Consider the following 23421-nt stretch of genomic DNA (forward strand, 5'->3'; position numbering starts at 1 on the left):
GCCGTGCGATTTTGAGCCGCAAGACCGGACCTGCAGACGTGCGGCGCGCACCAGGGAGGGGACTAGGAACGCCCGACGGGCGGCCATCCCCGCGACAGCAAGGGGAAGGGCCATGGATTCCATCGTTCGCAGACAGACGCTCGGTGACCTCCTGCGGCGGAGCGCGGCGCGCACGCCGGCCAAGACGGCCGTGATCTGCGGCGAGACCAGCTGGACCTACGCAGAATTCAACGCAATCGTCGACCGCCTCGCGGCGGGCCTCGCCGGCCGCGGCGTGGCGAAGGGCGAGCGGGTGGCGATCCTCGCCCGCAACTCGCACGCCTTCGCCGCGCTGCGCTTCGCGCTGGCCCGGCTCGGCGCAGTGCTGGTGCCGATCAACTTCATGCTCAAGCCGGAGGAGGTCGCCTACATCCTCAAGCATGCCGGCGCGCGCCTTTTGGCGACCGACAGCGGCTTTGCCGGTACGGCACGCGCCGCCAAGGCGCTGGCGCCGGCCGTCGAGCAGCTGATCTGGCTGCCGTCGGAAGGCCCGAGCGAGCGGCAGGGCGACATGATCGACTTTGCCGTGCTCGCGGCCTCGACCGCGCCGGTGCCATCCATCGAGATCGCGGGGAGCGACGTGGCGCAGATCGTCTACACGTCGGGGACGGAGTCTCTGCCGAAGGGCGCGATGCTCACCCATGACGCCGTCATCTGGCAGTATGTCAGCTGCGTGGTCGACGCGGGTATTGCTGCTGACGACGTGACCCTGCACGCACTGCCGCTGTATCACTGCGCGCAGCTCGACGTGTTCTTCGGTCCTTCGATCTATGTCGGCGCGACCAACATCATCACGGCGTTTCCGACGCCCGACAATCTGCTGCCGCTGATCGCAACGCACCGCATCACCTCGTTCTTCGCGCCGCCGACGGTGTGGATCTCGATCCTGCGCTCGCCGCTGTTCGAGAGCACCGACGTGTCGACGCTGCGCAAGGGCTATTACGGCGCCTCGATCATGCCGGTCGAGGTGTTGCGCGAGCTGGCGCAGCGCCTGCCCAAGGTCCGGCTGTGGAATCTCTACGGTCAGACCGAGATCGCGCCGCTCGCCACGATGCTCGGACCTGAGGATCAGCTGCGCAAGCCGGGCAGTTGCGGCCGCGCGGTGCTGAACGTCGAGACCCGCGTGGTCGACGACGACATGAAAGACGTGGCGCCGGGCGAGGTCGGCGAAGTCGTGCACCGCTCGCCGCATCTGATGCTCGGCTATTTCCACGACGATGAGCGCACCACTGCCGCCTTCCAGGGCGACTGGTTCCACTCCGGCGATCTCGCGACCATCGACGAGGAGGGCTACGTCACGATCGTCGACCGCAAGAAGGACATGATCAAGACCGGCGGCGAGAACGTCGCCAGCCGTGAGGTCGAGGAAGCGCTGTACCAGATTCCGGAAGTCTCGGAGGTTGCGGTCGTCGGCCTGCCACATCCGCGCTGGGTCGAGGCTGTCGTGGCGATGGTGGTCGTGAAGTCCGGCTGCGAGCTCACCGAGGAGGCGCTGCTCAAGCAGGCCTCCGGCCGGCTGGCCTCGTTCAAGACGCCGAAGCGCGTGGTGTTCGTTGATGCGCTGCCGAAGAACCCGAGCGGCAAGCTGTTGAAGCGGCAGCTGCGCGAGGCGCATGCCGGCCTGTTCGCCGAGGGCTGAGACAGGGCGGGCCGGCGGCGTCAATCGGCCGCCTGGGCAGGCTCGAAAGCTCGGTCGGTCCGTTACGCTTGGCTGGCGCGGCGGCGCGCTCGCCCCATGCCCAGTTTGGCACCCCCGTCGATAGCCACAGGCTATCGACGATGTGATACCGTCGATGGTCAATCGCGCGCGCTCGTGTAACGATTGTTTCGTGATGCGCGTAGTATCGTCACTGCCGACCGTCCACGATCCGTCCCGGGGCTTTTCATGGATACGCTGCTGCTTCCGTTCTCGCCGCGCTACATCGTGCTGACGATCTGCGCTACCGCAACCGCGCTGCTGCTCATCCTCGGCATCTACGACCGCAAGATCTTCGATCTCGTCCTCATTCCGCTGCTGGTCTTCGCCGCGCTCACCGCGCTCGGGGTCCGGGATCTGCTGCAGAAGAGTCACGCGGTGCTGCGCAACTATCCGATATCGGCGCATCTGCGCTTCATCCTCGAGGAGATCCGGCCGGAGATGCGGCAGTATTTCTTCGAGAGCGAGAAGGACGGCATGCCGTTCTCGCGCGACACCCGCGCGGTGGTCTATCAGCGCGCCAAGATGGTGCTCGACAAGCGGCCGTTCGGCACCCAGGAGGACGTCTACCGCGAGGGCTACGAGTGGATGCACCATTCGGTGTCGCCGAAACCGCACGCGGAGGAGAAATTCCGCATCACCGTCGGTGGTCCCGGCTGTGCAAAGCCTTACTCGGCCTCCGTGTTCAACATCTCGGCCATGAGCTTCGGCGCGTTGAGTCCGAACGCGGTGCGTGCGCTCAACGGCGGCGCCAAGCGCGGCGGCTTCGCGCACGACACGGGTGAGGGCGGCTTCAGCCCGTATCATGCCGAGATGGGCGGCGACATCATCTGGGAGATCGGCTCCGGTTACTTTGGGTGTCGTCACCGGGATGGCACGTTCGATCCCGATGCGTTTGCGCGCGTGGCCGCGACCGAGCAGATCAAGATGGTCGAGCTCAAGGTCAGCCAGGGCGCCAAGCCCGGCCATGGCGGCGTGCTGCCGGCGGCGAAAGTCTCCGAGGAGATCTCCAAGATCCGCGGCGTGGCCATGGGCGAGGACTGCATCTCGCCGCCGGCGCATCGCGCGTTCTCGACGCCTGTTGGCATGATGCAGTTCATCGGCGAGATGCGGCGGCTGTCGGGCGGCAAGCCGGCCGGCTTCAAGCTGTGCATCGGCCATCCCTGGGAATTCCTGGCGATCTGCAAGGCCATGCTGGAGACCGGCATCTACCCCGACTTCATCGTCGTCGACGGCAATGAGGGCGGCACGGGCGCCGCTCCGCTGGAGTTCATGGACCATTTGGGCATGCCGATGCGCGAGGGCGTCAACTTCGTGCATAATGCGCTGGTCGGGATCAACATCCGTGACCGAGTCAAGATCGGCGCTTCCGGCAAGATCGCCACCGCCTTCGACATGGCTCGCGCCATGTCGATCGGCGCCGACTGGTGCAACTCCGCCCGCGGCTTCATGTTCGCGCTCGGCTGCATCCAGTCCCTGAGCTGTCATACCGACCGCTGCCCGACCGGCGTCGCCACCCAGGATCCGACGCGCGCCCGCGCGCTGGTCGTTCCGCACAAGATCGATCGGGTCTACAACTATCATCACGCGACCCTGCATGCGCTGGCCGAGCTGCTAGCGGCTGCCGGCTTGGAGCATCCGCAGGATCTGCGGCCGATCCACTTCTCACAGCGGACATCGACCACGGAGGTCTCCTCCTTCGCAAAACTCTATCCCTCGCTGCGGCCAGGCGAGCTCCTCGACGGCACGCAGGATGTCCGCTTCCGCGACGCCTGGGCGATGGCGCGGCCCGATACGTTCGCGGCGGCGTGAGGTTGCCACGCCGACGGCAGTTAGTTGATCCGCTGCGTTCCCACCCCCGCTGTCATCCCGGCGAACGCCGGGATCCATAACCACAGGTGCGTGTGTGTTGCGCGGAAAGTTCAACTTGCCGCCTGCCCCAAGGTAGATCACGCGGTATGGGTCCCGGGTCGGCGCCCACTGACGCGTTGCGTCAGCGGGCTTGCCCGGGACGACAGCGGAGTTTGAAGCCGTCAGCGAGCTAATGCGGGTTCTCCAGGCTGAAGGTCTCCGACTGCTCGTCGTAGGAAAACAGCTCGGCGTAGCGGCCCCAGGAGACGATGGTCTCAAGGGTTTCGTCGGCATATTGCTCGGACATGTAGTCCTCGAGCTCGATGCGGAAACGCGCGGCGGGGGCGGCGTGGGAGGGGCGGTCGTCGAGCACGCGGCGGATCAGGCCCATCAGCGGCACGTTCTCGATCAGATGCGCGGCGAACAGTTTTTTGCGCTCGTCGGTCTCGAGGTCGGCGAAGCGCCGGCCTGCCTCGGTCAGGGTCAGGTCGCCCTCGCTGAGATGCGCGAAGCGCAGCAGCTGCAGCGCTTCGGCGAGAGGAAAGATCTCGTCGACTTCGAGCTGCAGATGGCCGGCCAGAACCGGCAAGTCGGCGTGGCCCTTGTAGGGTTCGCCGGCGAGCGCCTCGATCAGGCCGGAGATCGAGTTCGACGAGACGTGGCTCAGCACCATGCCGACACCGGCATTCGCGGTGCTCGGCAGCTTCGGCTCCGGCCGCTGCGTCATTCGCGCATAGAGGCTGTCGACGAGCTGGCGGAACGCGGGGTCGAGCCGGTTGCGCGGATGGGCTAAGTCGATTCTGAACTCGGCCGCGACCCGGCCGGGATTCGAGGAGAACACCAGGACGCGGTCGCACATCAGCACGGCCTCCTCGATATTGTGCGTCACCATCAGCACCGACTTGATCGGCAGCCTCCCGTCGGTCCAGAGATCGACGAGGTCGGTGCGCAAGGTCTCCGCGGTCAGCACGTCGAGCGCAGAGAACGGCTCGTCCATCAGCAGGAGGTCGGGATGCACCACCAGCGCGCGGGCGAAGCCGACGCGCTGGCGCATGCCGCCGGACAGCTCCTTCGGAAACGCGGATTCGAAGCCGTCGAGGCCGATCAGGTCGATCGCCGCGAGCGCGCGCTTGCGCCGCTCGGCGCTGTCGATGCCGAGCGCCTCGAGGCCGAGCTCGACGTTCTGCAGCACGGTCAGCCACGGAAACAGCGCGAACGACTGGAACACCATGGCAACGCCGCGCGGCGGCCCGGCGATGATCTCGCCGCGGCATTTGGCTTCGCCCGACGACGGCGACACCAGGCCTGCGATGATCCGCAGCAAGGTCGACTTGCCTGAGCCCGAACGCCCCAGCAGCCCGACGATCTCGCCCGCGCGGATGGTGAGGTCGACTTTTTCGAGCACGACGAGATCCTCGCCGCTGCCCTTGGGAAACATCCGGCTGACGCCCTTGATCTCGATCAGCGAAGTGTCCTTGACCTGGTCGCGCATGATGATCTCTCCCGGTCAGCCGAGCCGCAGCCGGCGTTCGCCGAAGGCATAGAGCGGCCGCCACAGCAGCCGGTTGAACAGAGTGACGAGAATGCACATCACGGCGATCCCCAGCACGACGCGCGGGAAGTCGCCGCGCTCCGTGGCGGCAGCGATGTAGGCGCCGAGGCCTGATGCGGTGAGATGCGTGTCGCCCCAGCTCGCCACCTCCGCGACGATCGCCGCATTCCAGGAGCCGCCGGAGGCGGTGATGGCGCCGGTGATGTAATAGGGGAAGACGCCGGGCAGCACGACCTTGAACCACCAGCGCCAGCCGGTGAGGTGCAGGCTTGCGGCCGCTTCGCGGAGATCGCTCGGGAAGGCGCTGGCGCCGGCGATGACGTTGAACAGGATGTACCACTGCGTGCCCAGGATCATCAGCGGGCTCAGCCAGACATCGGCATTGAGGCCGTAGCGCACGATCAGCACGACGAACACGGGGAAGGCGAGGTTGGCCGGGAAGGCGGCGAGGAATTGCGCCAGCGGCTGCATGCGCTCGGCGAGCTTGGGCCGCAGCCCGATCCAGACGCCGACCGGCACCCAGATCAGCGAGGCCAGCGCGATCAGCACGGCGACGCGGATCAGCGTGATCAGGCCATAGCCGATCGCGCTGAAGACATCCGAAGGCGCGAGTGTCGTTGAGAGATAGAGGTATGTCTTCCAGCCAGCGTAGGCACAGCCGACGACGACCGCGGCGAGCCAGAGACCATCGACCAGCTGCGACGGCGGCGCATGGCGCACCGGGCCGCTCCAGGCTTTCGGCCAGTTGAGGCGCAAGTTGGAGAAGGTGCGGTTGATCGCGGCGAACGGGATCGACAGCGAGCGCAGCGCGCGGGTGCGTCGGAACAGGTCGAGCATCCACGAGCTTGGCGGAGTGCCAGACGCGGTCTGCTCGAAGCGGAATTTGTCGGCCCAGGCGACGATCGGCCGGAATAGCAGCTGATCATAGGCGGTGATCACCAGCAGCATCGTCAGCAGTGCCGCGCCGATCGCGGCGAGATCCTTCTGCTGGATGGCCAGCGCGACATAGGAGCCGATGCCGGGCAAGGTGACGGTGGTGTTGCCGACGGTGATCGCCTCCGACGCCACGACGAAGAACCAGCCGCCGGACATCGACATCATCGCATTCCAGATCAGGCCGGGCATCGCATAGGGCACGTCGAGCCGCCAGAAGCGCTGCCAGCCGGAGAGATGGAAGCTGCGCGTCGCCTCCTCGAGATCCTTCGGTACGTTGCGCATCGACTGGTACATGCTGAAGGTCATGTTCCAGGCCTGGCTGGTGAAGATCGCGAACACGCAGGCGAGCTCGGCGCCGAGCACCTTGCCCGGAAACAGGTTCATGAAGAACACCACCGTGAAGGTGAGGAAGCCGAGGATCGGCACCGATTGCAGGATGTCGAGCAGCGGGATCAGCACGATCTCGGCGCGCCGGCTCTTGGCCGCCAGCGCGGCGTAAACGAAGGTGAAGACGAGCGAGCAGATGATGGCGAGAAGCATGCGCAACGTGGTGCGCAGCGCGTAGAGCGGCAGGTTGGACGGATCGAGCGACACCGGCGCCGTGTCGAGCGCCGACAGCGGCAGCGTGGTCTGCTCGCCGCCATAGACAATCAGCACCATCGCGCCGACCACGATGATCAGTGCGACCACGTCCCAGATATTGGGGCGCACGGCCTCGCGCAGCACGGTCGTCCGGAGGTCCTGAAGCAGCATTCGCGTGTCTCGTCTCGTCGGCCGCAGCGTCTGGCTGCGGACGGGTCCTCGTCATGGCCTGGGGCTGGTCGTGCCGGCAGGGCCGCCGGCCGAATCCGCACCCTAAGTGCCCTCTGTGATGGTTTGATTTCAAGCCGCGACGGCGGGGTCATCCCGGCCTATCAAAGGATACGCGGGCCGCGTCTTCACGTTCCCGCGACATGGCTGTCCGGGCTGTGCGTGTCGGTCGGCCCTCGTGACATGTGAGGGCGCAGGGAGAGCCGGACCTCGACTGAGGCCCGTGGCCCGCCTGCGAGAAAAAATGCAGGCGGCAGGTACCACAGGTTCAGCCGGACAGACCCGGCCCTCCCTGCGCGATCGGTTTTAACGGCTTATACGTGCTCTCCTCGGTGCACCGGGCTTTTGGGCCACCGTGGCGCCAACGCGCGTCAGGCGCGCTGTCGCGGACCTCAGCGTCGGGAGGTCAGGACCACACGATTTCGCCGTCCGTGATCACGACGCTCGTCCAGCGCCGCCACCACGTCCATCGCATTGCCGGCCCAACGTTCGTGACGACGCGTACGCCCCTCATCAGGACCGGAATGGAGGGAGAATAGAACAGGGATTATGATTTTCGGAAGTGATTTGTTTTTGGCGGGGGCTCTTGAAAGGGAGCTTCGGGTTGAGCGCACAGGGAAAATCAGCAATTCGGCGCAGGCTGCCCGAATGGTGCATCTGCCATCTGCTGGCGCGTTGGCAATCCGCACTCTGCCCGACGGGCGAATCAGACGTCACGAGCTGCTCGTGGTACGCGGAGGGCGGCACTTCCTGTGCAACCTCTCCCCGGCGCTCTGCGCGGGCGATCGCATCTGGAGATCTGCTGCGGTCGCGACCAACGATCCTGTCAGTTCGTTGACTCCGTCATGCCTGGGCTTGTCCATGGCTTGTCCCGGGCATCCACGTCGATCTCAGCATGCCGAACGACGTGGATGGCCGGGACAAGCCCGGCCAGGACGACGTGGAGACAGGCAAGCGCAAACTTGGATCCCCAGATGCGATAGTCCCGCTATCCTACATTCGGCTCGCCGCCGTCGGGCGCGAGCTTGGTCGCCAGAATCTTGTCGATGCGGCGGCCGTCGAGGTCGACGATCTCGAAGCGCCAGCCGTCGAGCTCGAAGCTCTGGCCGACCTCCGGCACGCTGCCGAAGTGCTGCAGCACGAGGCCGGCGACTGTGTGGTAGCCGCGATGCGGCGGCACGTCGATCGACAGCAGGTCGGCAAACTCGTCGAGCGGCATCCAGCCGGAGACCAGCAGCGAGCCGTCGTCGCGGCGGACGCAGGCCGGTTCTGGCGGGCCTTCCTCCGAGGAGAACGCGCCGACGATCGATTCGAGAATGTCCGCTGCGGTCACGACGCCTTCGAACGCGCCATACTCATCGTGGACGAGGCCCATATGCACCGGCGCCACCTTCAGGATCGCGATCACATCGCGCGCATCGACCGTGGACGGAATGATCGGCACTTCGCGCACCAGGCTGCGCAGGTCCGGCGTCTCGTCACGCAAATAGGCCGCCAGCAGGTCCTTCGCCTGCAGCACGCCGATCGGACGGTCGCGCTCGCCGTCGGACACGGGCAGGCGGGAATGTGGGCTCTTGGCGAGCAGCTCGCGGATGGCCTTCGGGTCGTCGTTGAGGTCGACGACGTCGACCTCCGGGCGTGGCGTCATGATGGCGCCGACCGGGCGGTCGCCGAGCCGCATCACGCCGGCGATCATCTCCTTCTCGCCCGGCTCGAGCACGCCGGCGGTTTCGGCCTCGCGGACAAGATGGTGAATCTCGGCCTCCGAGACCTTCTCCTCGGCCTCGCCGGAGCGGCCGAGCAGCGCCAGGATCAGCTTGCCCGAGAGATCCAGCAGCACCACGAGCGGCAGCGACACCTTGGCCAGCACCTGCATCGCCGGCGCGACGCGCACCGCGATCGCCTCGGGATCGCGCAGCGCGAGCTGCTTCGGCACCAGCTCGCCGACGATCAGCGTCGCATAGGTGATGATGGTGACGACGAGGCCGACGCCGACAATGTCGGCGACCGAGGCCGACATTCCCATCTCCAGCAGCGATTGGGTCAGGCGCTGGCCGAGCGTGGCGCCGGAGAAGGCGCCGGAGAGCACGCCGACGAGCGTGATGCCGATCTGCACCGTCGACAGGAAACGGCCGGGATCCGAGGCCAGCGCCAGCGCCCGCCGCGCGCCGGACACGCCCTTTTCAGCCAATAGCGCCAGCCGTGCGGGGCGCGACGACACGATGGCCAGCTCGGACATGGATAACAGTCCGTTGACGACGATGAGGACGACGATGATGGCGAGTTCGGCGGACAGCATTGCGACCTGATGTGACGCCCGGACGGGCGGGAAGGGACAGGTCCTAGCATATGGGGATGGCAGCCGCCCATTGCTGCGTTGCGGTGGGCGCATGGGGACCTGCGGCCAGGAAGCGGGGCAGCTTGGCGCACCGGCCGCCCGTCACCCACCGCCGTCGTCCCGGCCTTGAGCCGGGACCCATAACCACCGGCCATGATGAGGCAGGCAACTGGCAGTGATGTTCCACGTGAGTGTCCGCGGTATGGGTCCCGGCTTTCGCCGGGACGACACCTTTTGTGCCATGCGAGTGGTGGCTCTTACGCGTCGGCATTCCGGAGCCCGAGATGGCAGCCAAGCCCACCACCGTCGTCCCGGCCTTGAGCCGGGAGCCATAACCACCGGCCGTGCTGAGGCAGGCAACTCGCAGTGATGTCTCACGAGAGCGTCCGCGGCATGGATCCCGGCGTGCGCCGGGGACGACACTGATTTTGATGAGGCGCCACTGACTCCGCGGCGTCATTGCGAGCGCAGCGAAGCAATCCAAGGGCCGTGGGCGGGACTCTGGATTGCTTCGTCGCTTCGCTCCTCGCAATGACGTGGGGAGAGTCTCCATACAGCAGCGAGCCGCGCTCGCGTGGACAGTTGCCACCGCAGCAGCGGCGTCACCCTCAGAAATCCCCGTGCAGCCGTCCCGAGAAGATCGACACCGGGCCGCGGTCGGCGTTGTAGGCGGGGTTGTTGACGAACTGATAGTCGGCCGTGAAGGTCAGGTATTTGTTGATCGAGTAGGCGTAGTAGGCCTCGATGATGGTCTCGCGGCGATAGTTCAGCGCGCCGTCGCCGATCAGCGGGCCGAGGCCGCCGGCGGCGAGGAAGTCGCGGTGGTCGCGGGACAGGCCGTTGGTCACGCCGGCGATGCCGATCGTGTCGTCGGGGCGGCCCCAGCGGTTGCCCTTGATCGAGGTGCCGAACGACAGGCTGTTATCGATGTCGGTGAACGCCATGATCTCGGTCTTGCCGTCGTTCCAGCTCCAGCGGCCGAACAGGCCGAGCTCATCCGACAGCGCCTGGTCGAAGCTGATGACGTAACCGTATTTGGGGCGGCCGCGACGCGTCTGGGTGATGTCGGCGTTGAGCGCGGGATTGTCGAGCGTTTCGCGATAGCTGCCGGAGAATGTGTTGTTGAAGAAGCCGATGGTGCGTAGATGCCCTGGCTGCGAGAACAGCTGATAGCGCGTCTCCAGCTCGAGGACGTAGCCGCCGCGCCGGAACACGTTCATGTCGAAACTGTTCGAGTTCGAGGTGGAGTCGACCAGGAAATAGCCGGCACGCAGCGCCCAGTTCTTCTGGTTCAGCTCGGCGGTCGCGCCATAGGTCAGGCCGAGCTTGTCGGCGGCGTAGTCGAACGCGCCGGGCGCCCAGATCGACCAGTTCATGAAGTCCTTGCGCGCGTCCTTCGCATAGGCGTTGCCGTCGAACACGTCGAGCACCGCAAACTTGCCGACCTGCACGGTCAGACGCGAGATGTCCTGCTTGCCGGCGAGCTGCAGCTGGCCACTGCCGAGCTGCTCCTGCTGTCCGCCGAAGCCGAAGGTCTGGCGCAGGAACAGCCGCGACGTATTGTAGTGCGGGTAGGGGAAGTCCGACTTCTGCGCCTCGCCATTGGAGAAGCCGCCGAGGCCGACCGTGTTGTTCAAGCCGAAGCCCTGCAACAGCTCGGGATTGTAGTAGACCTCGCCGCCGTCCCACAGCCGCGCATTGATGTAGAGGCTGTTGCTCCAGGTCTCCTGCAGCTGGCTTGCCGGCGTCAGGCTGTTGGCTCCGGTGTAGCGGGCGTGAAACGCCGGGTAGCCCTGGGCGATCGCGGTGGCCTGGCCGTGGATCTCCCAGCGGTCGGATTCCGTATCCGAGGGATCTTTCTTGAGCTTGAGCTCCTGGCCGCCGGCAAAGTCGAGCTTGCGGTTGAGGCCGACGCGCAGGGTCTGGAAGTCGAGCGCCGAATTGTAGCTGGCGCCATTGCCGAAGCGGACGCCGCCATTCTCGAAGCCGTAGTAGAGATATTCGAGCCGCCAGCTCCAATCCGGCGCGAAGGCGCGTTCGATGCCGGCGCCGGCCACCCAGCCGAGCCGGGTCGTCAGCCGCTTCTCGGTGTTGCCGGCCGGATCGGTGTTGATGAAGCGGCCGCCGGTCCAGGCGACGCCGCCGGTGGCATAGGCAAGCCAGTCCCCATTCGCGTAGCCGACGCGGCCGCGCGCGGTGGCGACATAGTCCCACAGCTCCGACACGCTGGCGCCGGGCGTGCCGAGCATGGCGACGGTGTGGTTCGATGTCAGATAATTCGGGAAGCTGAAATCGCCTTCGAGGCCGAGCAGCAGGCCGGAGCGCGTCACCCAATTGTAGCCGGCCTGCACGCCGCCTGTGAGCCCGTTGAAGCGGCTGCCGGCGCTTGCGACACCGGTCGGATCGCTCAGCGTCGCGCTCGCATGGTCACGGGTATAGCCCGCATGGGCGCCGACATAGAGGCCGGTCCAATCGAACACCGTCTGCGCCATCCGTGCCTTCACCGGCAGGTCGGCCGCGGCGACGGAGGTCGCCAGAGGTCCGAGACCGGCGAGCATGGTGCCGGCCACGAGCATCTCTCGGGTGCGGTTCGTGCGGATCATGAAAGCAAGGTCCCAGGCGAAGTCCACGACACAGATGTCAGTCAGAACCTGATTGGCCGCGCACAGTCACGCAAAGAATGCGGAACAGCCCGTGTTCGGGCGCAACTGTGTGCGAGGCGCGACCAATTGTGGACTTATCTTTATTGCAAGTAAGTTGCAACAGGAGATTGGCCGCAGGTCCTCGGCGCCTGCTTGCCCGCTCTCCATGACAGCTGTGCAACAAACAGCCCGCCCGGGCGGCCGGGCGGGCTGTCGAGACGCGGATGGGGGGCTGTTTGCTGGGGGCACCCGCGTCAAGGCGGGCAAGCTGGGCGAACCGAGATCGGTAGCGGCGGGGGGACAGAGCGCCCGGGCCGGTCGGCGAGACAGGCGCTGCGGCCTCAGTAGCCGCAGGCCCTGACCCGGCCGACATATTGGCCGTACACGTCGTATTGCGGCACCCAGCGGCAATAGCGATAGCCGCCGTAGTAGTAGCCGTCATTGCTGGCGGCGATGGCGCTGCCGACGACCGCCGCTCCGAGGAGGCCGGCACCGACGCCCCAACCCCAGCCATGATGGAAGCCATGGGCTTCGGCAGGTTTGGAGGTCGCCGCGATGCTGCCGGTGACGGCGAGCGCGGCCAGCGCAAGGGCGGCTATCTTGCTCTTGATCGACATGGGAAAGCTCCTGTTGTGCGTTGGGGCGGCCGGTTGCTGGTCGCTTGCCAATTGGACGGAGCGTTTTCGAAAGCGGTTCGAATCACCTGACCAGGGCGTGCGCGATGGCGGAATTCGCAAGGAAGGGCAGTGGCTTGCCGTGGATTTAGCGGCTTGCCAGCGGCCCTGTGGCCAGCGTGTTCACGTCGAATTTATCGATATCCTCGAGCAGCGCGCAGAACGCAGCCGCGCCGTGGTCGAGCACGCGCTCGCCCTTCTCTGCCGAGGCCTGCGTCGCATCGCCGACCGCGCCGCTCGCATTGAGATCCTGCGTCTGCCACGCGAACGGCGCCGGCCGTTGCGTCGACAGCACGCGATTCGCCCGCTCCGTCGCGACGGCCGATGACACGAAGTCGGCGATGGCGTTGCCGCGCACGAGCTGCGGGTGGCGGGCCAGCATGATCGATGTCTCGACCGCGCCGCCATGGATGCCGTGCCGCAGCTCGTCGGCGCTGAACAGGCCCTCCGGCGCGCCGAAGCGCGACCACGATGTCGTCACCACCAGCATGCGGTGAGCGGCGCGCAGATCCTGCGCGACCAGGGTCATCGCGGCGCTGTTGCCGCCGTGGCTGGTGACGATCACGAGCTTGCGGAGACCGGCGCGCGCCACGCTGTCGCCGAGCGCGCGCCAGCTCTGCAGCGCGGTCTCGGTCGGCACCGTCAGCGTGCCCGGGAAATCGATGTGCTCGGTCGAGATGCCGACCGGCTGCACCGGCAGGACCGTCACCGGCAACGCCGGCGGCAGCAGCGCGCGGACCCGGGCCAGATAGGCCTCGGCGATGTAGACGTCGGTGCCAAGAGGCAGATGCGGCCCGTGCTGCTCGGTGGCGGCGAGCGGCAGCACCGCAATCCAGCTGGACGCGTCGGGCGTTTCCAGGTCGGGCCAGCTGATCTCGGTCCAATCGCGGGGCGGCACGGTCATCGCGCGGGCCATTTCCTTCGTCCGTCGGGCAGGGTAGTTATCACCAGACGATCTTAACATGTTCAGCCAGAAAGAATCGGGGAGACTAGAGATGAGGCAATCGCTTCTGTCGCGAACGTTAATGGCGGCATGGCTGGTCATCGGCGGGGCCCTGGGCGGGACGGTTGCGGCTGCGCAGGCCCAGACCCTCGACAAGGTCTCGTTCGGCACCAATTGGGTGGCCGAGGCCGAGCATGGCGGCTTCTTCCAGGCGGTCGCCGACGGCACCTACAAGCGCTACGGGCTGGACGTGACGATCGTGCCGGGCGGCCCGAACGAGAACAACCGGATGCTGCTGATTTCCGGCAAGATCGAGTTCTTCATGGCCGCCAACACGCTGATGGCGTTCGACGCGGTCGCCAACAACGTGCCGGTGGTGTCGATCGCGGCGATGTTCCAGAAGGATCCGCAGGTGTTCCTGACGCACCCGGAGTCCAAGGTCACCAAGCTCGAGGAGCTGAAGCCGCTGACCCTGTTCGTCTCGAAGGAAGGCGTCTCCAGCTACTATCAATGGCTGAAGTCGGAATACGGCTTCTCCGAGAAGAACGTCCGTCCCTACACCTTCAATCCGCAGCCCTTCATCGCCACGCCGCAGAGCGCGATGCAAGGCTATGTCACGTCCGAGCCGTTCGCGGTCGAGCGCGCCGCCGGCTTCAAGCCCGGCGTGATCCTGCTCGCCGACAACGGCTTCAACACCTACTCGACCCTGATCGAGACGCGGCGTGACCTGGTCGAGAGCAAGCCGGACCTGGTGCAGCGCTTCGTCGATGCCTCGATCATCGGCTGGTACACCTACATCTATGGCGACAATTCCGCCGGCAATGCGCTGATCAAGAAGATGAACCCGGAAATGACCGACGATCTGCTGGCCTATTCCGTCGCCAAGATGAAGGAATTCGGCATCGTCGATTCCGGCGACAGCGTCACCAAGGGCATCGGCGCGATGACGGATGAGCGCATCACCAGCTTCTTCGACAAGATGGTGCGCGCCGGCGTCGTCAAGCCGACCATCGACTATCGCAAGTCCTACACGCTGCGCTTCGTCAACAAGGGCGTCGGCGTCGATCTCCGGCCGAAGCAGTAGGCCGCGTGAGCGCACCCTCCCGCAGATGAGCTCGGTCCCTCCGTCCGCGCGCGCCGACGGCGGCGCGGTGCGCCTGCGCGGCGTCACCAAGGTCTACGATTCCGGGGTGGCCGCGCTCGGGCCGATCGATCTGTCGATCGCCAAGGGCGAGTTCGTCTCGCTGCTCGGCCCGTCCGGCTGCGGCAAGTCGACGGCGCTGCGGCTGATCGCGGGGCTCGCCGACCCGAGCAGCGGCACGCTCGACGTCGCGGTGTCCGCATCCACGGCGCATCCCGGCCACCGCATCGGCTTCGTTTTTCAGGAGCCCACGCTGATGCCCTGGACCAGCGTGCGCGACAATGTCGGCCTGCCGCTCAAGCTCGCGCATGTGCCGGCATCGGAGGCGCGGCCGCGGATCGAGGCGGCGCTCGCGCAGGTCGGGCTCGCCGATTTCGCCGACGCGTTCCCGCGCGAATTATCCGGCGGCATGAAGATGCGGGCCTCGCTGGCGCGGGCGCTGGTCACGCGGCCGGACATCCTGCTGATGGACGAGCCGTTCGCAGCCCTCGACGAGATCACGCGCTTCCGCCTCAACAACGACCTGCTGGCGCTGTGGCGCAGCCTGAACATGACTGTCCTGTTCGTCACCCATTCGGTGTTCGAGTCGGTCTATCTGTCGCAGCGCGTGCTGGTGATGACGGCGCGGCCCGGCCGGCTCAGCGCCGAGATTCACATCGCGTCCGCGACGCGCGACGATGCCTTCCGTGCCTCGCCGGCCTACGCGGAGTATTGCCGCCGTGTCTCCGACGCGCTGGCGCCGGCCTATACCGGAGTGCATGCGCTGTGAGGAACGTGGGGGAGCGACGCGCGGTCGTCTCCGGGGCACGGCTGGCGAGCCTGGCGTTCCCGGCCGTGGTCTTCATCGCCGCGATGACCGCGTGGGAGCTCGTGGTGCGCGTCAACGGCATCCAGCCCTATGTGCTGCCGGGGCCGCTCCTGGTGCTCAAGACGCTGGTCAACGACTGGGATATCCTGGCGCAGTCGCTGCTGACGACCTTGATCACGACGCTGGAAGGCTTCACCGCGGCCGCGCTCGGCGGCATCGCGCTGGCGCTCCTGTTCAACCAGTCGCGCTGGCTGGAATGGGCGCTGTTTCCCTATGCCGTGGTGCTGCAGGTGACGCCCGTCATCGCGATCGCGCCGCTGCTGCTGATCTATCTGCCGCAGCAGACCGCGGTGGTCACCTGCGCCTGGATCGTCGGCTTCTTCCCGGTGCTGTCCAACACCGCGCTTGGCCTCAACTCGGTCGACCGCAATCTCGCCGGCCTGTTCCAGCTCTATGGCGCTTCGCGCTGGCAGACCTTGCGCTATCTGAAGCTGCCCGCCGCCTTGCCCTACATTCTCGGCGGCCTGCGCATCGCCGGAGGCCTGTCGCTGATCGGTGCCGTCGTCGCCGAGATCGCGGCCGGCAGCGCCGGCGCTGGCTCGGGTCTCGCATATCGCATCGCGGAATCCGGCTATCGTCTCAACATCCCCCGCATGTTCGCAGCCTTGGTGCTGCTGTCGGTCGCCGGGATTGTCATCTATGGCTTGCTGGCGCTAGTTTCGCACCTCGTTTTGCGGCGCTGGCACGAGAGCGCGCTTGGAAAGGATAGCTGATGGCGGCCACTTCGTCTGACAAGGTCGATGTTCTGATCTATGGGCCGCTGCGGCCGATCCTGGAGAAGGGGTTCCCGGACAGCTTCAACGTGCACCATGCGACGACGCAGGCCGATCTCGAAGCGCTGCCGGCGGATGTGAAGGGCCGCATCCGCGGCGTTGCCGTCACCTTCCACACCGTCAAGACCGATGCGGCGGTCATGGCCTCGCTGCCGAAGCTCGAGATCATCGCCAGCTTCGGCGTCGGCTATGACCACATCGCCGCCGCCCATGCGGGACAGCACGGTATCATCGTCACCAACACACCTGACGTGCTGACGGAAGAGGTCGCCGACGTCGCGCTCGGTCTCTTGATCGCCACCTGCCGCGAGTTCATCAAGGCCGACCGCTTCGTGCGCGCGGGCGAGTGGAGCGCGAAGGCCTATCCGCTCAGCGTCGGCTCGCTGCGCGACCGCACCGTCGGCATGGTCGGCATGGGCCGCATCGGCCAGGCGATCGCGCGCCGGCTCGAGGCCTCGCTGGTGCCGGTGGTCTATCACTCGCGCAATCCCGCCGCCGGCGTCGCCAACAAGCACTATCCGGACCTGCTGCAGATGGCGAAGGATGTCGACACGCTGGTGGTGATCGTGCCCGGCGGCGCCAGCACCAACCGAATCGTCAACGCCGAGGTGCTCAAGGCGCTGGGACCGCGCGGCGTCGTCGTCAACGTGGCCCGCGGCTCGGTGATCGACGAGCAGGCCTTGGTCGAGGCGCTGCAGTCGGGCACGATCCTTGCCGCCGGCCTCGACGTGTTCGAGAAGGAGCCGGCGGTGCCGGACGCGCTCAAGGCGATGGACAATGTCGTGCTGCTGCCACACATCGGCTCCGCTGCCATCGTAACCCGCAACGCGATGGATCAGCTGGTCGTCGACAACCTCAAGGTCTGGTTTGCCGGCAAGCCGCCGCTGACACCCGTTCCGGAAACGCCGGCGAAAGGCCGCTGATGTCACGCCTGCTCCCATTGCTGATCGCGCTGTCGTCAGTGGCTGCCATTCCCGCGATTGCGCAGGACGCGGCAAGCCTGAAGAAGGCGATGATCGGGCAGTGGGAGCTCGCGACCACCGAGCGCAGCAAGACCTGCGTGCTGACCCTGAAGCCCGACGCCGCGCAACGCGGCATGAAGCTCGAGATGGAGCCTGCCTGCGCCACCGCGCTGCCGTTCACCAAGGACATCGCCGGCTGGAACGTGAAGGGGCTCGGCGACATCGTCAGCCTGCAGGCGGCCAATGGCGAGGCGGTGATCGATTTCACCGAGGTCGAGGCCGGCATCTTCGAAGGCCTGCGCCAGGGCGAGGGCGTCTACATCCTGCAGAATCTGGCGGCGGCGCGCTCGCTGGCGAAATCGATGGACCAGATGATCGGCGATTGGGCCATGGTCGACGGCAATGGTGCGGCCGTCTGCAGCCTGGTGCTGACCAACACCGATGCCGGCAATGACAATTTCCAGGTGTTCGTAAAGCCGAAATGCGATCCGAAGGTCGCGGCGTTCGCGCCGACGCAGTGGCGGCTCGAGCACGGCCAGATGATGCTGATGTCGGCGCGCGGCGAGACCTGGAAGTTCGAGGCCGACGACAATGCGCAGTGGCGGCTGGTGCCGGACAGCGCAGCGCCGCTGATCATGCTCCGGCAGTGAAGCCTGAGCACCCGCCGCGTTAACGATTGCGAAACCTGGGTTAATTCTTCGTTGCGGCTTGGTGATGTTATCTGAACGTGTTGTTTACGGATTTTGCGTCTGATGGTTGTCCCAACGCCGGGAGCCAGCCATGCAGATGCTGTTGCGCAGGTTCACCCCTTTGCTGCCGTCGTTCAGTCTCAACGACAAGATCAGCGCGGCCGCTGCCGCCTTCGCCGTCCTCGTGATGCTCTCGACCTTCGGCGCGGTGTCGGCGCTCCGGGAGCAGCGCCTGTTCTACGACCGGCTCGAAACTCTTTCCGAGGCCTCCCGCAATATCGAGCGCATCAATGCGCTGATCTATGCCGTGGTGATGGAGTCTCGGGGCATCTACATGTCGCCGGATCGCAACGTCGCCCGGCGCTACGCCGATTCGCAGCTCGTCAAGCTCGCGCAGCTGAGCAAGGTCGTCGAGGAATGGGAAGCCCGCACTGGCGACGAGGATGCGGCCCTGTTCGCCCCGTTCAGGAAGCGGATCGATCAGTTCGTCGCATTCCGCACCGAGATGGCGCGTCGCACGATCGCGATCGGCTCGTCGGCGGCGCGCGAGCTCGGCGACAATGACGAGAACCGCGCGGTGCGGACCGCGCTCAACGAAGATCTCGAGGGTCTGTCGCGGCTCTATGCCGACCGCACCCGCGAGCTCGGCGATGTCGTCGACGAGCGAGGCCTCGCCTCGTTCTTTATCGGCGGGCTCGGCCTGCTCATCGTCACGCTGATCGCGGCCGCCGCGCTGGCACTGCGCCGCGGCGTTCTGATGCCGCTGCTCGACATCGCCCGGGTCACGGATCGCATCGCCGCCGGCCGCATCAAGCTGAAGATCCCGCATGCGCATCGCCAGGACGAGATCGGGCACGTTGCCCATGCCGTCGAGACCTATCAGAACAACGCATTCCGCCTGCAGGAGCTCGAGCAGCACGAGGTCGAGATCGAGCGGCAGTACACCGACATCCTGCGTGACCATGAGCGGCTGGAGCAGGGCGCGATCAGCAGCCAGCAGCGGCTGGATGCGGCCGTCGCCAACATGCCGCAGGGCCTGATCATGCTCGACAGCTTCGGCTATGTGCTGATGGTCAACGACCAGTACCGCAAGCTCTACGGCGTTCCTGCCTCGATCGCAAAGCCCGGCGCGCATATGCGTGAGATCCTGGCGCATCGCGCCAAGCTCGGCCTGATGCGCGAAAAGCCGTCCGAGTTCCTCGCCGCGCTTCGCGAGCGCATGAAGGAGCGCAGGGCGGAGATCTTCGAGGTCGAGCTCACCGACGGCCGCATCATGCGCATCTCCGAGCGCCCGATGGACGGCGGTGGCTGGGTCGCGACCCACGAGGACTTCACGGCCCAGCGGCGCAACGAGCGGGTGCTGGCGCGGGCGGAACATTTCCTCGCGGCGCTGCTGGAGAACATCCCGCAGGCCGTCGTTGCAAAGGACGCGCAGTCGCTCCGCTACGTGTTCGTCAACCGCGCGACCGAGGCGCTGTTCGGCCTGCCGCGGTCGGAGATCATCGGCCGCGCCGCGCGCGAGCTGTTTCCGGCGCCGACGGGCGCGCTGCTCGAAAGCTTCGATCGCGACCATCTCGACGAGGCGGCCGACCAGACACCGAAGGCGCACAGCATCGAGACGCCCGGCAATGGCAGGCGCGATATCGTGGTCCGCCGCCTGCCGGTGTCGGTCGGCGAGGGCGAGCCGAAATATCTGCTGAGCATCGTCGAGGACCGCACCAGGGATCAGCGCGCTGCGGCGTGATCGCGGCATGGACTACGCGATTCCGGCGCCTTGACCGCGCCTTGATCTGCATCAAGAAGGGCTCATCCGGGCGGACTAGCGTGCCCGGAACGGAGGCCTGTCCATGACCCGACGTCTGGGGATTTCCCTTGCCACCCGCGTGAGTGCGGCTGCGGTGCTGACTCTCGCGACCGTCGCGCCGCTGCATCAGGCGGCCGCGCAGGACGTCCTTGGTGGTGCGATCCTGGGCGGAGCGGGCGGTGCGATCCTCGGTGGCGCCATCGGCGGAGGCCGTGGTGCGGCCATCGGCGCGGTGATCGGGGCCGGCACGGCAGCCGCGATCGCGGCGGACGGCGAGCGCCGTCGCGGCGGCTACTACGCCTATCGCAACGGCTGCTATCTGCAGCGTGGCGACGGCGCCTATGTCCGCGTCCATCCGCGCTACTGCTACTGAGATTTGCCGATCATCGCTGGCGTTGAACCGGCCGCGCGACAGTTGCGGCCTCATGCTGGATCGCGCGCTCCAGAGCAGCCATCACCCGTTGATCGTCGCAATGCGCGACGTTGAAGCGCATCATCCCGGCCGCTGATTGCGCCGCGCTGAACACGTCGCCGGGCGCCAGCACCACATCCTCATCCAGGGCCGCCTCCGCGACCGCGATGGCCGTGCATCCCTCCGGCAGCTTGCACCACAGATGAAAGCCGCCGCGTGGCATCAGCCATGGCGTCATGCCGAGGCGATGCAGCCGTGCGGCAACGCGTGGCCGCACCCGCGCGAGCCGCGCGCGCAACTCCTCGACATGCTTGCGGTAGCTGCCGCCGGTCAAAACCTGCGCCAGCGCCTCTGCCGCGAACTGTCCGGGTCCGCCGAAGCCGGTGGCGATCTGCAGGTCGATCAGCGGCTCGATCCAGTCGGCGCGGCCTGCGATATAGCCGCAGCGGATCGACGCCGACAGCGTCTTGGAGAAGCTGCCGATCAGGATCACGCGCTGCAACCCGTCGAGCGCGGCGAGCCGCGGCGACGGCTCCGGCTCGAAGTCGCCGTAGATGTCGTCCTCGATGATGATCGTATCATGCGTGGTCGCGGCGTTGAGCAGCCGGTGCGCCGTCTGCAGCGACAGGGTCGCGCCGGTCGGATTGTGCAGGCCCGAATTGGTGATGTAGAGCCGCGGCCGCTCGGTCGCGAGCACCGCCTCGAACTGCGCGACATCCGGGCCGCTCGGTGTCATCGGCACGCTGACGATCCGCGCCTGATGCGCGCGCAGCAGCGCCAGGAAATTGAAATAGCAGGGATCGTCGACCACGACCGTCTCGCCGGGCCGCAGCAGCATGCGGCAGATCAGGTCGATCGCCTGGGTGCCCGACGACGTCAGCATGAGCTGCTCGCTCGAGGCTTCGACCCCGATGCCGCCGAGGCGGCCCTGCAGCACGCGGCGCAGCGTCATTGATCCGCGCGCGGCGCCGTAATGGGTGAGCTCAGGACCGCCACTGCGCGCCAGTGCGCGGACCGCGCGGCGGAGTGCGTCCTGCGGCATCCAGTCCGGCGGCAGCCAGCCGCAACCGGGCGTCAGCGTCGTCGCCGTGGCGTCGAGCGACTGCCGCGACACCCAGAACGGGTCGACCGCGCGCGGCCGGCGCGGCTCGGCCCCGGCGAGCGCGAGCGGCGGCAGGGCAGTCTCGGCGACATAGAACCCCGAGCCGCGCCGGGCGCGAATGAGGCCTTCGGCCGCAAGCCGGTCGTAGGCCTCGACGACAGTGGCCGGTGCGACACCCATCGTTGCAGCGAACGCCCGGATCGACGGCAGGCGCTGGCCGGGCGCGAGCGCGCGCGTCTTCAGCCGCTGCCTGATGGCCTCGACCACCGCCGTCGTCCTGGCGCCCGCCGGGCGCGGATCTGAGACCGCGAGTCCCAAGTGTACTGCCCCACAGATCAATACAGTTTGGCAGAATTGTATCGATCCGTGGCTGCCGCAGCAAGGCGCCTTCGGCTAAGCAGGGCTGTCCAAGGAGGGCTGAGCATGAAGGCATCGATCGACGGCTGGGGCAGCGGCGCCATCGGCATGACGATCTTCAGCGGCTCGCTGCCGGCGACGCGGGCCGCGCTCGAGGGCTTCGCGCCGCTGTTCCTGACCGGCGCGCGTGCGACGCTGGCCGCGGGGATTGCCGCGCTCTGTCTCGCCTGGTTCCGCCAGCGCATCCCGGGACGGCGCGAACTGTTGTCGCTCGCGACCGTCGCGCTCGGCGTCGTCATCGGCTTTCCGCTGCTCACGGCCCTGGCGCTGCAGCACGTGACCTCGGCGCATGCAATCGTCTTCATCGGCCTGCTGCCGCTCTCGACGGCGTCGTTCGGCGTGCCGCGCGGCGGCGAGCGGCCGCGGCCGCTGTTCTGGCTGTTCGCATGTCTTGGCGCGGCTTCGGTCTCCGGCTTCGCGCTGTCCCAGGGCGGCGCCGCGTCGCTCACCGGAGACCTCGCGATGATCGCCGCGATCATCGTCTGCGGACTCGGCTATGCCGAAGGCGCCGTGCTGACGCGCAGGCTCGGCGGCTGGCAGGTGATCTCATGGGCGCTGCTGCTGTCGGCGCCCATCATGCTGCCGCTGGCGCTAATGACATGGCCGATCTCCGCGCAGCCGATCAGCGCCGCGGCCTGGCTTGGTCTCGCCTATGTCTCCGTCTTCAGCATGTTCATCGGGTTCGCCTTCTGGTACCGCGGCCTGTCGCGCGGCGGCACGGCGAGCGTCGGACAGCTGCAGCTGCTGCAGCCGTTTCTCGGCCTCGCCTTCGCAAGCCTGCTGCTGCACGAGCCGGTGTCCGCCCCGATGCTCGGCGCGGCCGGACTCGTCGTGCTCTGCGTGGCGATGGCGCGCCGGTGGGCGTAAGCCGCGCCGGCTATTTGCGACGATAGAGGCCGGTGAAGCTGACGCCCGCACCGCCGCATCCGGCGTTGTCCTCGACCAGCAGAAGCGCGCCGACCCGCTGCAGACGCACGCGGCATTCGTCTCCGGCGCTCGGCCGCTCGAACGGCGTCGTGCCATCGTCGACGAAGGCGATCAGCCCGCCCTCCGGCTGGGCCGTCGCAGCGAGCGAGCCGTTGTTCAGATCGCGTCCCGCCGGCACCACCTGGTCGCCTTCGATCCTGAGCCGGCCGCCACCGGCGCTGGTGATCGCGAGCCCGCCGCCCGGATGCACCCAGCTGCCGGTCCAGTCCGCGAGCGCAGGCCGGGCCATCGGCGTGACCGGCGCCAAAGCCGTCCGCGGCAGCCAGCCGGAGGTCCAGGTCTGTGTCCGAGCGTGGGGCGACTGGTAGCTGACGCAGGTGAACTCGCCACGGGTCTTGCCGACCAGCACGAGGTCGCCGCTGACCAGGTAGCTCTTCTTCCGGCATGTATCGCCTATCGCGGGGCAGGCAGCAGCCTTGAAGTCGTCGTCATAGGGGCTCTTGACGAAGTTAACCCGCGGCGACGCGCTGATTTCGGCAACCGCCAGCGGCCGCGCATCGTCCCAGCCGATGCCGTTGCAATTGGCCGGGTCATAGGCGTCGTAGGCGGACGCGTCCATTGTCGCCACAATGCCGAAGACAAGTCCGATAAGGGCGGCGCGCATGTCCAATCCCGCTGCTGTTCACCAGGCTTGGTGATGCAAGCGGGCCTGTCGGTTCAAGCCTGCGCGATGACGCGCTCGGAACGCCAACTCACGAAAGAGATCGCGCCGTCGTGAGGTTGAGCAGATAGGCTTGATCCATGTTATTGATCGACGTGGGGCTGCATGAGAGTCTTCGACTAAT

General features: G+C 66.9%; 18 protein-coding genes. 10 read left to right on the top strand and 8 right to left on the bottom strand.

Translation table 11 applies throughout. The annotated features are described in order from the left end of the window. Nucleotides 1-112: 112 nt before the first annotated feature. Together BRADO_RS03255 and BRADO_RS03260 are read left to right on the top strand one after the other, a co-directional pair. Complete coding sequence (locus BRADO_RS03255) at nt 113-1678, top strand: acyl-CoA synthetase (protein WP_011923883.1); 1566 nt, start codon at nt 113-115, stop codon at nt 1676-1678. A 246-nt stretch (nt 1679-1924) separates the two neighbouring features. Then, nucleotides 1925-3547 (top strand): FMN-binding glutamate synthase family protein, encoded by a 1623-nt coding sequence (locus BRADO_RS03260; protein ID WP_041756055.1) that lies wholly within the window; start codon nt 1925-1927, stop codon nt 3545-3547. Nucleotides 3548-3776: 229 nt separating this feature from the next. Here the strand turns inward: BRADO_RS03260 and BRADO_RS03265 are convergent, their stop codons facing one another. From BRADO_RS03265 to BRADO_RS03290, 6 genes are all read right to left on the bottom strand, one after another. Next, complete coding sequence (locus BRADO_RS03265) at nt 3777-5078, bottom strand: AAA-associated domain-containing protein (RefSeq protein ID WP_011923885.1); 1302 nt, start codon at nt 5076-5078, stop codon at nt 3777-3779. A 15-nt stretch (nt 5079-5093) separates the two neighbouring features. Beyond that, entirely contained in the window at nt 5094-6827 is a 1734-nt protein-coding gene (locus tag BRADO_RS03270) for an ABC transporter permease subunit (RefSeq protein WP_011923886.1), read from the bottom strand. A gap of 1045 nt (nt 6828-7872) precedes the next feature. Then, on the bottom strand, nt 7873-9183 hold the full coding sequence (locus BRADO_RS03275; RefSeq protein WP_011923887.1) for a hemolysin family protein: 1311 nt from the start codon (nt 9181-9183) through the stop codon (nt 7873-7875). Between the two features lie 647 nt (nt 9184-9830). After that, nucleotides 9831-11825 carry a carbohydrate porin gene (locus BRADO_RS03280; protein ID WP_041757294.1) on the bottom strand — a complete coding sequence of 665 codons (1995 nt, stop codon included), beginning with the start codon at nt 11823-11825 and terminating at the stop codon, nt 9831-9833. 380 nt (nt 11826-12205) lie between these two features. Continuing rightward, nucleotides 12206-12481: a hypothetical protein gene (locus BRADO_RS03285; RefSeq protein WP_011923889.1), complete on the bottom strand. Its 276-nt coding sequence runs from the start codon at nt 12479-12481 to the stop codon at nt 12206-12208. Between the two features lie 145 nt (nt 12482-12626). Further along, nucleotides 12627-13454, bottom strand: coding sequence for a creatininase family protein (locus tag BRADO_RS03290; protein WP_011923890.1), 828 nt, complete (start codon nt 13452-13454; stop codon nt 12627-12629). Nucleotides 13455-13533: 79 nt separating this feature from the next. Here BRADO_RS03290 and BRADO_RS03295 point away from each other — a divergent pair, with 79 nt between their 5' ends. The 7 genes from BRADO_RS03295 (at nt 13534) to BRADO_RS03325 (ending at nt 20091) form a co-directional block, all read left to right on the top strand. Then, entirely contained in the window at nt 13534-14565 is a 1032-nt protein-coding gene (locus BRADO_RS03295) for an ABC transporter substrate-binding protein (protein ID WP_041756056.1), read from the top strand. A gap of 25 nt (nt 14566-14590) precedes the next feature. Further along, on the top strand, nt 14591-15391 hold the full coding sequence (locus tag BRADO_RS03300; protein ID WP_011923892.1) for an ABC transporter ATP-binding protein: 801 nt from the start codon (nt 14591-14593) through the stop codon (nt 15389-15391). Between the two features lie 5 nt (nt 15392-15396). Next, nucleotides 15397-16203: an ABC transporter permease gene (locus BRADO_RS03305; protein ID WP_011923893.1), complete on the top strand. Its 807-nt coding sequence runs from the start codon at nt 15397-15399 to the stop codon at nt 16201-16203. Beyond that, on the top strand, nt 16203-17186 hold the full coding sequence (locus BRADO_RS03310; RefSeq protein WP_011923894.1) for a 2-hydroxyacid dehydrogenase: 984 nt from the start codon (nt 16203-16205) through the stop codon (nt 17184-17186). Before BRADO_RS03305 ends, BRADO_RS03310 begins: the two co-directional genes overlap by 1 nt. 89 nt (nt 17187-17275) lie before the next feature. Then, a complete protein-coding gene (locus tag BRADO_RS03315; protein ID WP_011923895.1) occupies nt 17276-17875 on the top strand; it encodes an AprI/Inh family metalloprotease inhibitor in 600 nt (199 codons plus the stop codon). A 136-nt stretch (nt 17876-18011) separates the two neighbouring features. Then, complete coding sequence (locus BRADO_RS03320; RefSeq protein WP_011923896.1) at nt 18012-19658, top strand: PAS-domain containing protein; 1647 nt, start codon at nt 18012-18014, stop codon at nt 19656-19658. A gap of 103 nt (nt 19659-19761) precedes the next feature. Then, on the top strand, nt 19762-20091 hold the full coding sequence (locus tag BRADO_RS03325; protein WP_011923897.1) for a hypothetical protein: 330 nt from the start codon (nt 19762-19764) through the stop codon (nt 20089-20091). A gap of 10 nt (nt 20092-20101) precedes the next feature. Here BRADO_RS03325 and BRADO_RS03330 read toward each other — a convergent pair whose 3' ends face one another. Further along, on the bottom strand, nt 20102-21550 hold the full coding sequence (locus tag BRADO_RS03330; protein ID WP_011923898.1) for a PLP-dependent aminotransferase family protein: 1449 nt from the start codon (nt 21548-21550) through the stop codon (nt 20102-20104). Nucleotides 21551-21655: 105 nt separating this feature from the next. Here BRADO_RS03330 and BRADO_RS03335 point away from each other — a divergent pair, with 105 nt between their 5' ends. Next, nucleotides 21656-22516, top strand: a complete 861-nt coding sequence (locus BRADO_RS03335) for a DMT family transporter (RefSeq protein ID WP_011923899.1) — start codon at nt 21656-21658, stop codon at nt 22514-22516. Nucleotides 22517-22526: 10 nt separating this feature from the next. Here the strand turns inward: BRADO_RS03335 and BRADO_RS03340 are convergent, their stop codons facing one another. Continuing rightward, on the bottom strand, nt 22527-23240 hold the full coding sequence (locus BRADO_RS03340; RefSeq protein WP_041756057.1) for a hypothetical protein: 714 nt from the start codon (nt 23238-23240) through the stop codon (nt 22527-22529). Nucleotides 23241-23421 lie beyond the last annotated feature (181 nt).

The organism is Bradyrhizobium sp. ORS 278 (assembly GCF_000026145.1).
In the GTDB taxonomy this organism is placed as follows: domain Bacteria; phylum Pseudomonadota; class Alphaproteobacteria; order Rhizobiales; family Xanthobacteraceae; genus Bradyrhizobium.